Source organism: Pseudomonas sp. yb_9 (assembly GCF_043103635.1).
Taxonomy (GTDB): Bacteria; Pseudomonadota; Gammaproteobacteria; order Pseudomonadales; family Pseudomonadaceae; genus Aquipseudomonas; species Aquipseudomonas monteilii.
In genome coordinates this window covers 125,099-137,713 of the sequence record NZ_JBICKA010000029.1, presented here as the reverse complement: position 1 = coordinate 137,713, position 12,615 = coordinate 125,099, and the positions used below count along the sequence as shown (strand labels likewise).

Genomic DNA, 12,615 nt, shown 5'->3' with positions numbered 1-12,615 from the left:
CTACTCCCGCAAGGTCATGCCATTGGCCGGCAAGGGTAAAGCAGTCTTGTACCGCACCTGCTTCAAGGCAAAACTCGACCGTATATTCGCCACCCCCGGCAACCGCGTGAGGTAATCGAGAAACCGCTCCAGCGCCTGGATGCTCGGCAGCAGCACCCGCAACAGGTAGTCCGGGTCGCCCGTCATCAGGTAGCACTCCATCACCTCGGGCCGTTCGGCAATTTCTTCCTCGAAGCGGTGCAACGACTGCTCTACCTGTTTTTCCAGGCTGACATGGATGAACACATTCACATCCAGCCCCAACGCTTCGGGCGACAACAAGGTCACCTGCTGGCGGATCACCCCCAGCTCTTCCATGGCCCGCACCCGGTTGAAACAGGGCGTAGGCGACAGGTTGACCGAGCGTGCCAACTCGGCATTGGTGATGCGGGCGTTTTCCTGCAGGCTGTTGAGAATGCCGATATCGGTACGATCGAGTTTGCGCATGAGACAAAATCACCGGTTTTTTGTGTTTATGCGGAATGTTTATCTGCCCCGCTTGGCAAAGGCAATCAACTTGAGAGAAAAATTCTCCTGCCGGACCACTAAGATGTAGGGGACGCTGACTTACCAGTCACAAGCCGGTACTCAGCGGCGGCCGCTTCAGAGCTCACAAAAACAAATACCCGAGCGAGCGTAAAAAGCATGAACGAGTACGCCCCCCTGCGTTTGCATGTGCCCGAGCCCACCGGCCGGCCAGGCTGCCAGACCGATTTTTCCTACCTGCGCCTGAACGATGCAGGTCAAGCCCGTAAACCCCCTGTCGATGTCGATGCTGCCGACACCGCCGACCTGTCCTACAGCCTGGTCCGCGTGCTCGACGAGCAAGGCGACGCCCAAGGCCCGTGGGCCGAAGACATCGACCCGCAGATCCTGCGCCAAGGCATGCGCGCCATGCTCAAGACGCGGATCTTCGACAGCCGCATGGTGGTTGCCCAGCGCCAGAAGAAGATGTCCTTCTACATGCAGAGCCTGGGCGAAGAAGCCATCGGCAGCGGCCAGGCGCTGGCGCTTAACCGCACCGACATGTGCTTCCCCACCTACCGTCAGCAAAGCATCCTGATGGCCCGCGATGTGTCGCTGGTGGAGATGATCTGCCAGTTGCTGTCCAACGAACGCGACCCCCTCAAGGGCCGCCAGCTGCCGATCATGTACTCGGTGCGCGAAGCCGGTTTCTTCACCATCAGCGGCAACCTGGCGACCCAGTTCGTACAGGCGGTCGGCTGGGCAATGGCCTCGGCCATCAAGGGCGATACCAAGATTGCCTCGGCCTGGATCGGTGACGGCGCCACCGCCGAGTCGGACTTCCACACCGCCCTCACATTTGCCCACGTTTACCGCGCCCCGGTGATCCTCAACGTGGTCAACAACCAGTGGGCCATCTCTACCTTCCAGGCCATTGCCGGTGGCGAGTCGACCACCTTCGCCGGCCGTGGCGTGGGCTGCGGCATCGCTTCGCTGCGGGTGGACGGCAACGACTTCGTCGCCGTTTACGCCGCTTCGCGCTGGGCTGCCGAGCGTGCCCGCCGTGGTTTGGGCCCGAGCCTGATCGAGTGGGTCACCTACCGTGCCGGCCCGCACTCGACCTCGGACGACCCGTCCAAGTACCGCCCTGCCGATGACTGGAGCCACTTCCCGCTGGGTGACCCGATCGCCCGCCTGAAGCAGCACCTAATCAAGATCGGCCACTGGTCCGAAGAAGAACACCAGGCCACCACGGCCGAGTTCGAAGCGGCCGTGATTGCTGCGCAAAAAGAAGCCGAGCAGTACGGCACCCTGGCCAACGGTCACATCCCGAGCGCCGCCTCGATGTTCGAGGACGTGTACAAGGAGATGCCCGACCACCTGCGCCGCCAACGCCAGGAACTGGGGGTTTGAGATGAACGACCACAACAACAGCATCAACCCGGAAACCGCCATGGCCACCACTACCATGACCATGATCCAGGCCCTGCGCTCGGCTATGGATGTCATGCTTGAGCGCGACGACAATGTGGTGGTGTACGGCCAGGACGTCGGCTACTTCGGCGGCGTGTTCCGCTGCACCGAAGGCCTGCAGACCAAGTACGGCAAGTCCCGCGTGTTCGACGCGCCCATCTCGGAAAGCGGCATCGTCGGCACCGCCGTGGGCATGGGTGCCTACGGCCTGCGCCCGGTGGTGGAAATCCAGTTCGCTGACTACTTCTACCCGGCCTCCGATCAGATCGTTTCTGAAATGGCCCGCCTGCGCTACCGTTCGGCCGGCGAGTTCATCGCCCCGCTGACCCTGCGCATGCCTTGCGGCGGCGGCATCTATGGCGGCCAGACCCACAGCCAGAGCCCGGAAGCGATGTTCACTCAGGTGTGCGGCCTGCGCACCGTGATGCCATCCAACCCGTACGACGCCAAAGGCCTGCTGATTGCCTCGATCGAATGCGACGACCCGGTAATCTTCCTGGAGCCCAAGCGCCTGTACAACGGCCCGTTCGACGGCCACCACGACCGCCCGGTTACGCCGTGGTCGAAACACCCGCACAGCGCCGTGCCCGATGGCTACTACACCGTGCCACTGGACAAGGCCGCCATCACCCGACCCGGCAATGACGTGACCGTGCTCACCTATGGCACCACCGTGTACGTGGCCCAGGTGGCCGCCGAAGAAAGTGGCGTGGACGCCGAAGTGATCGACCTGCGCAGCCTGTGGCCGCTAGACCTGGACACCATCGTCGAGTCGGTGAAAAAGACCGGCCGTTGCGTGGTGGTACACGAGGCCACCCGTACCTGTGGCTTTGGCGCAGAACTGGTGTCGCTGGTGCAGGAGCACTGCTTCCACCACCTGGAGGCGCCGATCGAGCGCGTCACCGGCTGGGACACCCCCTACCCCCACGCGCAGGAATGGGCTTACTTCCCAGGGCCCTCGCGGGTAGGTGCGGCATTGAAAAAGGTCATGGAGGTCTGAATGGGCACGCACGTCATCAAGATGCCGGACATTGGCGAAGGCATCGCGCAGGTCGAGTTGGTGGAATGGTTCGTCAAGGTCGGCGACATCATCGCCGAGGACCAGGTGGTAGCCGATGTCATGACCGACAAGGCCACCGTGGAAATCCCGTCGCCGGTCAGCGGCAAGGTACTGGCCCTGGGTGGCCAGCCGGGTGAAGTGATGGCGGTCGGCAGTGAGCTGATCCGCATCGAAGTGGAAGGCAGCGGCAACCATGTGGATGTGCCGCAAGCCAAGCCGGCCGAAGCGCTTGCGGCCCCGATAGCCGCTAAACCTGAACCACAGAAAGACGTTAAACCGGCGGCGTACCAGGCGCCTGCCAGCCACGAGGCAGCGCCTATCGTGCCGCGCCAGCCGGGCGACAAGCCACTGGCCTCGCCGGCAGTGCGCAAACGTGCGCTGGATGCCGGTATCGAACTGCGTTATGTGCATGGCAGCGGCCCGGCCGGGCGCATCCTGCACGAAGACCTCGACGCGTTCATGAGCAAACCGCAAAGCGCTGCCGGGCAAACCCTCAATGGCTATGCCAGGCGCACCGACAGTGAGCAGGTGCCGGTGATCGGCCTGCGCCGCAAGATCGCCCAGCGCATGCAGGACGCCAAGCGCCGGGTCGCGCACTTCAGCTATGTGGAAGAAATCGACGTCACCGCCCTGGAAGCCCTGCGCCAGCAGCTCAACAGCAAGCACGGCGACAGCCGCGGCAAGCTGACACTGCTGCCGTTTCTGGTGCGCGCCCTGGTCGTGGCGCTGCGTGACTTCCCGCAGATCAACGCCACCTACGATGACGAAGCGCAGATCATCACCCGCCATGGCGCGGTGCATGTGGGCATCGCCACCCAGGGTGACAACGGCCTGATGGTACCCGTGCTGCGCCACGCCGAAGCGGCCAGCCTGTGGACCAATGCCAGTGAGATTTCACGCCTGGCCAACGCTGCGCGCAACAACAAGGCCAGCCGCGAAGAGCTGTCCGGCTCGACCATCACCCTGACCAGCCTCGGCGCCCTGGGTGGCATCGTCAGCACGCCGGTGGTCAACACCCCGGAAGTGGCAATCGTCGGTGTCAACCGCATGGTTGAGCGGCCTGTGGTGATCGACGGCCAGATCGTCGTACGCAAGATGATGAACCTGTCCAGCTCGTTCGACCACCGCGTGGTCGATGGCATGGACGCCGCCCTGTTCATCCAGGCCGTGCGTGGCCTGCTCGAACAACCCGCCTGCCTGTTCGTGGAGTGAGCATGCAACAGACTATCCAGACAACCCTGTTGATCATCGGCGGCGGCCCTGGCGGCTATGTGGCTGCCATCCGCGCCGGGCAACTGGGCATCCCTACGGTGCTGGTGGAAGGCCAGGCGCTGGGCGGTACCTGCCTGAACATCGGTTGCATTCCATCCAAGGCGCTGATCCATGTGGCCGAGCAGTTCCACCAGGCCTCGCGCTTTACCGAAGCCTCGCCGCTGGGCATCAGCGTGGCTTCGCCGCGCCTGGACATCGGCCAGAGCGTGGCCTGGAAAGACGGCATCGTCGACCGCCTGACCACCGGTGTCGCCGCCCTGCTGAAAAAGCATGGGGTGAAGGTGGTGCACGGCTGGGCCAAGGTGCTTGATGGCAAGCAGGTCGAGGTGGATGGCCAGCGCATCCAGTGCGAGCACCTGTTGCTGGCCACGGGCTCCAGCAGTGTCGAACTGCCGATGCTGCCGCTGGGTGGGCCGGTGATTTCATCGACCGAGGCCCTGGCACCGAAAACCCTGCCGCAACACCTGGTGGTGGTGGGCGGTGGCTATATCGGCCTGGAGCTGGGCATCGCCTACCGCAAGCTCGGCGCCGAGGTCAGCGTGGTGGAAGCACGCGAGCGCATCCTGCCGACTTACGACAGCGAACTGACCGCCCCGGTGGCCGAGTCGCTGAAAAAGCTGGGTATCGCCCTGCACCTTGGCCACAGCGTCGAAGGTTACGAAAATGGCTGCCTGCTGGCCAACGATGGCAAGGGCGGACAACTGCGCCTGGAGGCCGACCAGGTGCTGGTGGCCGTGGGCCGCCGCCCACGCACCAAGGGCTTCAACCTGGAATGCCTGGACCTGAAGATGAATGGCGCCGCCATTGCCATCGACGAGCGCTGCCAGACCAGCATGCACAACGTCTGGGCCATCGGCGACGTGGCCGGCGAACCGATGCTGGCGCACCGGGCCATGGCCCAGGGCGAGATGGTGGCCGAGATCATCGCCGGCAAGGCACGCCGCTTCGAGCCCGCCGCGATAGCCGCCGTGTGCTTCACCGACCCGGAAGTGGTCGTGGTCGGCAAGACGCCGGAACAGGCCAGCCAGCAAGGCCTGGACTGCATCGTCGCGCAGTTTCCGTTCGCCGCCAACGGCCGCGCCATGAGCCTGGAGTCGAAAAGCGGTTTCGTGCGCGTGGTCGCGCGGCGTGACAACCACCTGATCCTGGGTTGGCAAGCGGTTGGCGTGGCGGTTTCCGAACTGTCCACGGCGTTTGCCCAGTCGCTGGAGATGGGTGCCTGCCTGGAGGATGTGGCCGGCACTATCCATGCCCACCCGACCCTGGGTGAAGCGGTACAGGAAGCGGCACTGCGCGCCCTGGGCCACGCCCTGCATATCTGACACTGAAGCGGCCGAGGCCGATTTGGCCCGCCGCGCCGAGAGGCGCTGCGGGTCTTTTTTCATTCATGCGGCCAGCACCGGTTACTCGGCAATGGCGTTCTTGCCAGCCCCCTTGGCCCGGTACAGCGCCTTGTCAGCCCGTGCCAGCAGTGCATGCTGGTCTTCCCCTTCCTGCCACTGCACCACGCCATAACTCATGGTCAGTCGGCAATCGCCCACCGGTTCCCGTTGCGCCATCACCTGACGCAAGCGCGCAGCCATTTCAAGCGACTCCCCCAACGTGGTCTGCGGCAGTACGATAACGAACTCATCCCCGCCCCAGCGCGCCAACAGGTCCAGTTCGCGCAGGCAGGTCCGCAGGCTGTCGACCACCCGCACCAGCGCTGCATCGCCCCGGGCATGCCCGTAGCGGTCGTTGATCGGTTTGAAATCATCCAGGTCCATGGCGATCAGCGACAACGGCTGGCGGAAACGCTGCGCCCGCTCACACTCCTGCTGCAGGGCTTTTTCCAACCGATAGCGGTTGGCAATACGGGTTAACGCATCGCGCTCGGCCAACTCACGGTTCTCGTCCAGTTGCCGCTGCAACTGCTGGTTCACCCAGGACAACTCACGGGTGCGCTCGGCCACTTGCCCTTCCAGCGACTGGTTCTTCTGCTCCAGCTGCGCTACCAGGCGTTTGCCGGCGTCGATGTTGCGGTGCGCACCGAGCATGCGCGCCACCGAACCGTCTTCGTTACGGTCGATGATGTAGCCGCTGTCCTCGATCCACAGGTAGCTGCCGTCGTGGCAACGGCAGCGGTATTCGATGAGGTAGCGCTCGTTGCGCTGGCTGATGTACGCCTCGAAATGCGCCATTACCCGTGGGTAGTCCTCCGGGTGAATCACGCTTTCCCAGGAGAGTACCGAGTTGGCCATGGAGTGGCTGGCGTAACCGAGCATCGCGTACCAGCCCGGGTTGCGGTAGACGTAGCCGGTGTTGGCATTCCAGTCCCAGATGCCATCGCTGATCAACTCGAACAATGTGTGCAACTGCTGTTCACTGAAGCCGGCGGGGGCCGGCCTGGTTTCCTGATTCATGGACGCTCTCCCTGATGCCCAGCAACTGCGCTCCGGTCAAGGGGCTGCCGACAATGTGTAATTTGCCGCAGGCGGCAAGGTCATGCCTCTGACGGGCAAGCATATGCCCGCCGTGTCACGACCGGAATAGCCCCAGCGCTCTATTTACGCGCCACCCCGGCTGGCATGGCATTTGCCCCTCCTCGCCTGCCACTCACATTTCCAAGGAGGATTTCATGACGATCGCCCTCAACGGCCTCGGCTGGCAGGCCGCAGTCCACCAGCAACAACGCACCAGCGGCGTCGACCCGGCGGCAGGCGATATGCTGCAGTTCCACCTACCGGTAGTGGCCAGAAACGCCACGGCGCAACAGGGTAGTGAGAATACCTCGCAGCAGGACGCCGAAGACGCCCGCGAAGAAGCGTTTGCCAAGCTCAAGCTGCAATTGCAGAACCCTGGCACCAGCATCGGCCCGTCCGCTGACGCAAGCACGGAAGTAACCAGCAGTGCCAGGCAGGCGTTTCACGACTTCATGTCCAAGTCGCCCGCTGAGATGATCAAGGAAAAGCTGCTGCGTGAACTGGGCCTGACCGAGGACGACTACAACGCCTTGCCACCTGAGAAGAAGGAGCTGGTCGACCAACAGATCGCCCAGCGCATGAAGGACGATGTCGAGGCCAAGACCCTGGCGAAGGTCGACGCCTTGGCCACCGGCAACGAGGAGGAAGCACTGACGACAAGCCAGGTGTAAACCACTGCAGGCACTGAGCTGCTTGCTCAAGAAGTAAGGCTCAAGCCAACTGCAACAGCGCCTCCTCCACCGCAGCCACCACCTGGTTGCCCTTGGCACCCGGCAGCCGCCACGCGGCAATGGTCATGCCCAAGGGCACCGCGCAGTCGATTGGCGCCACCAGTTCGCCGCTGTCCAGGTAGCGTTGCACCAGGCTTCTGCGCCCCATCAGTACACCCGCAGCGAGCAAGGCCTGCTGCAATGCAATCGAGTACAGGGAAAAACCCGGACCGCGAGCCACGAACTTGTGCCCGGGCATAGCTACGCCGGTCCACACCGCCCAGTCATTCCAGCCTACGTCAGCAATGCAACGGGCATTGGCAAGGTCCGCAGGGGTGATGATGCTCTCTGCCAGGGCCGGTACGCATAAGGGCAGCACTTCTTCCGTGGCGATCCTGCGCTGCCAGCGCTCGGTTTTTTCGGTGTAGAACAGGCACAGGTCGAATGGGCTGCGTTTGAGGTTGGGCGGCTCATCCACCGTCGTAACCGAGATCTCGATGGGCGCCAACAAGCGGGTCAGTTCCGGCAGGCGTGGCCCTATCCACAACTGCGCCAGGGCCGGCGACGTCACAATGTGCACCCGCTGCGGCGCAGCCAGCCGCCGTAACGTGCGCGCGGCAGCTTCCACTGCATCGAACGCCTCGGTGAACTGGCTTTTCACGCTTTCACCCAAGGGCGTGAGGCGCACGCCCTTGGCATGGCGCTCGAACAACGCAGCGCCGTATTCGTTTTCCAGCGTCTTGACCAAAGCTGCGATGGCCCCTGGGGTGACCTTGAGTTCGAGTGCGGCACGTGCGAAACCACCCAGGCGCGCAGACGCCTCGAAGGCGCGCAAGGCATTGAGCTGGAGCGAGTGCCGGGTGGGGCTGTCGAGATACACGGTAGAAGGCCTATATTTTTTAGGCCTACTATTCCAGAAATCTGACGTTGTGGCCAACTGTCAGGCGCATTAACGTGAGGGTGTCCATGCGCCTTCCGAACATATCCAAGGAACTCCCATGCAGTACCCAAGCGCGACCCAAGCATTCAAGCAGGGCGCACAAAGCGTTCTGCCGTTGACCTCCGGGATTGTGCCTTTTGGCCTGATCACCGGGGTTACGGCAATCGGCATGGGCCTGTCACCGGCCGACGCCATTGGCATGACCTTGCTGTTCTACTCCGGCTCTGCACAAATGGTGGTGATGCAGTTGATGCAAAACGCCGCCCTGCCAGTGACGATGGTGGTTACCGCACTGGTGATCAACCTGCGCTTTCTGATGTACAGCGCCAGCCTGGCCCCACACCTGGGCCACCTCCCGCGCCGCCACAAGTGGCCAATGGCGTTCATGCTCTCGGACCAGTCCTTTGCCCTGTGCACACTGAAAATGGGCGCAGGCGGGCTAGGCCAGCAGGCCTACCCCTATTACGCTGGCACGGCGATCACCATGTGGTTCGGCTGGAACCTCTCGGTGCTGGCGGGCATGTACCTGGGCGCAGGCATTCCGGAAGACTGGTCATTGGGTTTTGCCATACCGTTGTCGTTCCTGGCCTTGCTGATACCCGGCATTCGCAATACCGCCATGCTCGGCGCCGCGCTGACCGGTGGCGTGCTTGCGGTGCTGGCCGTTGACCTGCCCTACAACCTTGGCCTGCTGACCGGCGCCGTGGGCGGGATCATTGCCGGGCTGGCCATCGAGAGCCGGCAAAAACAGCACGCCGTACCTGAAGCCTATACAGAGCAGAACGCATCATGAGCGAAACGACCCAGTGGATAACCTTCGTGCTGATTGGCCTGGGCACCTTCGCCATCCGGCTGTCGTTTATCGAACTGCACACGGTGTTGCGCATCCCGCCGCTGTTTCGCCGTGCACTGGCCTATGTGCCGGCCAGTGTACTGGCTGCGCTGGTGTTGCCGGCCGTGGTCTTCCCTGACCGACATGCCGGGTTCGACTGGACGAACCCGCAGCTACCCGCGGCAATACTGGCGGCGCTGGTAGCCTGGCGCACACGCAGCACGATGCTGACGCTGGTTGTGGGCATGGGAGTGTTGTGGGCGCTGAAGCACTGGGGGCTTTAGGGGAAAGTGTCAGCCACGCGGCATGAAGCGCAACAGCCCTTAGGAAAAATCCGCAGGATGTTGTGCACAGAATTCGTTTGAGGTCCTTGGCCTTACTGTCCATGGTGGCAGCCTGGTAGCTATTTGCCACGCGTGGACGCAGGCGCATGACAGTGCCTGCGTAGGGGGACGTTGTCGGCCCCCAATAATAAGAGAGGACAAGGAAATGCAATCCAACAGTTTGAAACAAAGCCTGAAGCAGCGGCACATCACCATGATTGCCCTGGGCGGGGTAATCGGTGCCGGGCTGTTCATGGGGTCTGGCGCGTTAATCGCCTCCGCGGGCCCTGCGGCCATCCTGTCGTACTTTATCGGGGGGTTGGTGGTCACCCTGGTCATGTTCATGCTCGGCGAAATGGCCTGCCGCAACCCGGATGCCGGTTCGTTCTCGACCTACGCCAACACCTACCTCGGTGACTGGGCCGGGTTTGCTGTCGGCTGGCTGTACTGGTTCAAGTCGATGATGACCATCACCCTCGAAGCCGTGCTGTTGGGCGCGATCCTGCATGACTTTCTACCTTGGTTGCCGATCTGGGCAGGCGCTTTCCTGATGCTGGTAACGCTGATGGCCAGCAACGCCTACTCGGTACGTTCCTTTGCCGAAGTGGAATACTGGCTGGCCGCGATGAAGGTCGCCACCATTGTCATCTTCATGCTGCTGGGCATTTCGATCCTGCTTGGCCTGCATAGCAACATTCCCTCCCCCGGGCTGGTCAACCTCACCGCCCATGACGGCTTCATGCCCAACGGCCTGTCACCGGTGATGGCCGGCGTGATCGTGGTGATCTTCTCGCTGGGCGGCAGCGAAATTGCCGCCGTGGCTGCAGGTGAGTCGGAAAACCCGCGACAGAACGTGATTCGCGCAATCAAGAGCGTGATCCTGCGGGTGATGCTGTTCTATGTAGGCTCGGTGTCGATCCTGATCCTTTGCCTGCCGTGGACCGACAAGGCCAACCTGGCTTCACCCTACGTTTCGCTGTTCAGCCTGGCCGGGTTCGGTGGTGCTGCGGTGGCCATGAAACTCGTGCTGTTCGTCTCGTTCATGTCGGTGATGAATTCGTTCATGTTCTCCAACTCGCGCATGCTGTTCTCCCTCAGCCAGCGCGGGCACGCACCCAAGCTGTTCTCGCGCACGAGCGCCAAAGGTGTGCCGATCAATGCATTGCTGCTTAGCCTGTCGATCTGCACGATGATCCTGACCGTTCACTTCATCAGCGGCGGCGACCTGTTCATGACCTTGGCCAAGAGCACCGGCAGCCTGGTGATGGTCGTATGGATCTTCATCATCATCGCCCACGTGGCCATGCGCTGGAAAACCCGCCACGAAGCGATCGACCCGACAGCCTTCCGGGCCTGGCTGTTCCCGTATGCCAACATCGTCGCGTTGTTCGCCTTGCTGGCGGTGATCGGCACCCAGGCATTCGAACCGGCGTCACGCTTCCAGTTCTGGTTCACAGTGCTCACAGTGGTACTGGTGGTGGCGGGGTACTTCGTGATGCGTCAGCGCCTGGCCGGTCGCAAGGCAGACGAACAACACCATCGCGCGTTGCAATGATGGAGGGCGGGCATGTGGGGAAACAGGAAATGGCGTCCCAGGCAGGAATTGAACCTGCAACCTTCCCCTTAGGAGGGGGATGCTCTATCCAATTGAGCTACTGAGACGCAAGCGCCGGCAGCGAGCGCTGCACAGCGGGACGGCCAGCATGTTAACCAGCATGCTGGCGTTTGTCATGCCTCTACCTGGCTTTTTCGCGTAATCCTTTTCTGGCACTGCTACACCGGCGGCAGCACCCCTTCATCGCGAAGCAGCCCGAACAGGGCCGCGACCGCTGCCTCCAGGCTTGTCGAGTTGTCCAGCACATGCACCGAAGGATCGGACAACACCTGCAAACGAGCACTGCGCGCCAACCGCTGCTCAACCTCTTCGACGCTTTCGCGGCCCCGGGCCAGCAAGCGCTGGCGCAGCACATCCGGCCTGACCTCAACCAGCACTGCCAGCATGCCCGGATAACGCTGACGCGCTTCGGGCAGGTAAGCCCGCGAGCCATTCACCAGCACCGCCTTGCCCGCCGCCAACCACTCATCCACCTGGCGGGGAATGCCATAGCCCAGGCCATTGGCCCGCCAGCACATGGCAAATGCGCCCTGCGCGCACAGGGTTTCAAACTGTTCCGCCGTGACCCCTTGGGCAGCTTCGCCCTTGGCTTCGGCGGAGCGGGTAATGACCCGACGGGCAACCTCTACCCCGGCGGCTGCCAGCCGCTCACGCGAAGCATCGATCAGGGAATCTTTTCCCGAACCTGACGGTCCTACCAGAAATATCAGCCGGCCTGTCCCTGATCGGCGGTCGCTTGCGTCATGTTGCATAGCCACTATGCTCTATGGAGGGAAACCGGCGCATTCTAGGGGTTTTCCTGTCCTTTTGCTGTGTTTTACCAGTTTTTGGCGGCAAAAGACTGACGGTCAGGCAAGCCGGATCATGTAAAACTTTTCAAACCAGTGCTCATTTCTGATAATTGGTACTGGCATAAAGCCTTTATCCGGCTCACTATTTGTCACAGAATTGACGCCAAGGAAACGGCGACCATGAGGCAAGATGAGCATCCATTTTTCACTGACGGTTGAACATTTTGTCGTCGCCACGGTCGTACTTCCACCCCGTGCGGCCAATTTGAGAACCGCTTCCCCTGAACCAAACTCCGGTCAATTTATATGCGCCCAATGAAACAGGCTATTTATTCGAGCCGCACCGCTGACAAGTTCGTCGTCCGCCTGCCAGACGGGATGCGTGAGCGCATTGCCGAGGTAGCGCGCAACCATCACCGCAGCATGAACTCCGAAATCATCGCGCGCCTGGAGCAGAGCCTTATCCAGGAAGGTGCGTTGGGTGACGAGCTGAGCATGCGCCTGGACAGCCCTGAGCTGTCCCTGCATGAGCGCGAGTTGCTGCAGCGCTTCCGCCAACTGTCTCACCGCCAGCAGAATGCCTTGGTCGCCCTCATCGCTCACGATGTGGAAATGGCCGCCGACGCCTCCTGA

Annotated in this window: 14 protein-coding genes and 1 tRNA gene; 9 read left to right on the top strand and 6 right to left on the bottom strand. The window is 62.3% G+C overall.

Annotation, left to right across the window (positions count from 1 at the left end):
• On the bottom strand, nucleotides 1–486 hold the full coding sequence (bkdR, locus tag ACF8MI_RS08255; RefSeq protein WP_012273540.1) for a Bkd operon transcriptional regulator BkdR: 486 nt from the start codon (nucleotides 484–486) through the stop codon (nucleotides 1–3).
• A gap of 198 nt (nucleotides 487–684) precedes the next feature.
• On the opposite strand from bkdR, the gene ACF8MI_RS08250 reads away from it, so the two are divergent.
• Genes ACF8MI_RS08250 through lpdA form a run of 4 tightly spaced genes read left to right on the top strand, consistent with a single transcriptional unit; the run spans nucleotide 685 to nucleotide 5,631 of the window.
• Nucleotides 685–1,917: a 3-methyl-2-oxobutanoate dehydrogenase (2-methylpropanoyl-transferring) subunit alpha gene (locus ACF8MI_RS08250; protein ID WP_019099583.1), complete on the top strand. Its 1,233-nt coding sequence runs from the start codon at nucleotides 685–687 to the stop codon at nucleotides 1,915–1,917.
• 1 nt (nucleotide 1,918) lies between these two features.
• Nucleotides 1,919–2,977 (top strand): alpha-ketoacid dehydrogenase subunit beta, encoded by a 1,059-nt coding sequence (locus ACF8MI_RS08245; protein WP_012273542.1) that lies wholly within the window; start codon nucleotides 1,919–1,921, stop codon nucleotides 2,975–2,977.
• Entirely contained in the window at nucleotides 2,978–4,249 is a 1,272-nt protein-coding gene (locus ACF8MI_RS08240; RefSeq protein WP_104834205.1) for a dihydrolipoamide acetyltransferase family protein, read from the top strand.
• Nucleotides 4,250–4,251: 2 nt separating this feature from the next.
• A complete protein-coding gene (lpdA, locus tag ACF8MI_RS08235) occupies nucleotides 4,252–5,631 on the top strand; it encodes a dihydrolipoyl dehydrogenase (protein WP_104834204.1) in 1,380 nt (459 codons plus the stop codon).
• A gap of 81 nt (nucleotides 5,632–5,712) precedes the next feature.
• Here the strand turns inward: lpdA and ACF8MI_RS08230 are convergent, their stop codons facing one another.
• Nucleotides 5,713–6,711 (bottom strand): sensor domain-containing diguanylate cyclase, encoded by a 999-nt coding sequence (locus ACF8MI_RS08230; RefSeq protein WP_060500717.1) that lies wholly within the window; start codon nucleotides 6,709–6,711, stop codon nucleotides 5,713–5,715.
• Between the two features lie 215 nt (nucleotides 6,712–6,926).
• On the opposite strand from ACF8MI_RS08230, the gene ACF8MI_RS08225 reads away from it, so the two are divergent.
• Nucleotides 6,927–7,442 (top strand): hypothetical protein, encoded by a 516-nt coding sequence (locus tag ACF8MI_RS08225; RefSeq protein ID WP_060500714.1) that lies wholly within the window; start codon nucleotides 6,927–6,929, stop codon nucleotides 7,440–7,442.
• A 40-nt stretch (nucleotides 7,443–7,482) separates the two neighbouring features.
• On the opposite strand, the gene ACF8MI_RS08220 is transcribed toward ACF8MI_RS08225, so the two are convergent.
• Nucleotides 7,483–8,361 (bottom strand): LysR family transcriptional regulator, encoded by an 879-nt coding sequence (locus ACF8MI_RS08220; protein WP_392517462.1) that lies wholly within the window; start codon nucleotides 8,359–8,361, stop codon nucleotides 7,483–7,485.
• Nucleotides 8,362–8,479: 118 nt separating this feature from the next.
• Between ACF8MI_RS08220 and ACF8MI_RS08215 the strand changes: the two genes are divergently transcribed.
• From ACF8MI_RS08215 to ACF8MI_RS08205, 3 genes are all read left to right on the top strand, one after another.
• Complete coding sequence (locus ACF8MI_RS08215; RefSeq protein ID WP_104834202.1) at nucleotides 8,480–9,214, top strand: AzlC family ABC transporter permease; 735 nt, start codon at nucleotides 8,480–8,482, stop codon at nucleotides 9,212–9,214.
• Complete coding sequence (locus ACF8MI_RS08210; protein ID WP_060500708.1) at nucleotides 9,211–9,537, top strand: AzlD domain-containing protein; 327 nt, start codon at nucleotides 9,211–9,213, stop codon at nucleotides 9,535–9,537. Before ACF8MI_RS08215 ends, ACF8MI_RS08210 begins: the two co-directional genes overlap by 4 nt.
• A gap of 205 nt (nucleotides 9,538–9,742) precedes the next feature.
• Nucleotides 9,743–11,131: an amino acid permease gene (locus tag ACF8MI_RS08205; RefSeq protein ID WP_060500707.1), complete on the top strand. Its 1,389-nt coding sequence runs from the start codon at nucleotides 9,743–9,745 to the stop codon at nucleotides 11,129–11,131.
• 30 nt (nucleotides 11,132–11,161) lie between these two features.
• On the opposite strand, the gene ACF8MI_RS08200 is transcribed toward ACF8MI_RS08205, so the two are convergent.
• From ACF8MI_RS08200 to ACF8MI_RS08190, 3 genes are all read right to left on the bottom strand, one after another.
• Nucleotides 11,162–11,238, bottom strand: a tRNA-Arg gene (locus ACF8MI_RS08200).
• A 111-nt stretch (nucleotides 11,239–11,349) separates the two neighbouring features.
• Entirely contained in the window at nucleotides 11,350–11,943 is a 594-nt protein-coding gene (gene phnN / locus ACF8MI_RS08195; protein WP_104834201.1) for a phosphonate metabolism protein/1,5-bisphosphokinase (PRPP-forming) PhnN, read from the bottom strand.
• A gap of 96 nt (nucleotides 11,944–12,039) precedes the next feature.
• Complete coding sequence (locus ACF8MI_RS08190) at nucleotides 12,040–12,219, bottom strand: hypothetical protein (RefSeq protein ID WP_125474426.1); 180 nt, start codon at nucleotides 12,217–12,219, stop codon at nucleotides 12,040–12,042.
• A 69-nt stretch (nucleotides 12,220–12,288) separates the two neighbouring features.
• On the opposite strand from ACF8MI_RS08190, the gene ACF8MI_RS08185 reads away from it, so the two are divergent.
• A complete protein-coding gene (locus ACF8MI_RS08185; protein WP_003254499.1) occupies nucleotides 12,289–12,615 on the top strand; it encodes an Arc family DNA-binding protein in 327 nt (108 codons plus the stop codon).

What these genes read in the sequence shown, in the direction of transcription:
- phnN (WP_104834201.1), bottom strand. Translation starts at nt 11,943, where the DNA reads ATGCAACATGACGCAAGCGACCGCCGATCAGGGACAGGCCGGCTGATA.
- ACF8MI_RS08210 (WP_060500708.1), top strand. Translation starts at nt 9,211, where the DNA reads ATGAGCGAAACGACCCAGTGGATAACCTTCGTGCTGATTGGCCTGGGC.
- ACF8MI_RS08240 (WP_104834205.1), top strand. Translation starts at nt 2,978, where the DNA reads ATGGGCACGCACGTCATCAAGATGCCGGACATTGGCGAAGGCATCGCG.
- ACF8MI_RS08230 (WP_060500717.1), bottom strand. Translation starts at nt 6,711, where the DNA reads ATGAATCAGGAAACCAGGCCGGCCCCCGCCGGCTTCAGTGAACAGCAG.
- ACF8MI_RS08185 (WP_003254499.1), top strand. Translation starts at nt 12,289, where the DNA reads ATGCGCCCAATGAAACAGGCTATTTATTCGAGCCGCACCGCTGACAAG.
- ACF8MI_RS08245 (WP_012273542.1), top strand. Translation starts at nt 1,919, where the DNA reads ATGAACGACCACAACAACAGCATCAACCCGGAAACCGCCATGGCCACC.
- lpdA (WP_104834204.1), top strand. Translation starts at nt 4,252, where the DNA reads ATGCAACAGACTATCCAGACAACCCTGTTGATCATCGGCGGCGGCCCT.
- ACF8MI_RS08225 (WP_060500714.1), top strand. Translation starts at nt 6,927, where the DNA reads ATGACGATCGCCCTCAACGGCCTCGGCTGGCAGGCCGCAGTCCACCAG.
- ACF8MI_RS08250 (WP_019099583.1), top strand. Translation starts at nt 685, where the DNA reads ATGAACGAGTACGCCCCCCTGCGTTTGCATGTGCCCGAGCCCACCGGC.
- ACF8MI_RS08205 (WP_060500707.1), top strand. Translation starts at nt 9,743, where the DNA reads ATGCAATCCAACAGTTTGAAACAAAGCCTGAAGCAGCGGCACATCACC.
- bkdR (WP_012273540.1), bottom strand. Translation starts at nt 486, where the DNA reads ATGCGCAAACTCGATCGTACCGATATCGGCATTCTCAACAGCCTGCAG.
- ACF8MI_RS08215 (WP_104834202.1), top strand. Translation starts at nt 8,480, where the DNA reads ATGCAGTACCCAAGCGCGACCCAAGCATTCAAGCAGGGCGCACAAAGC.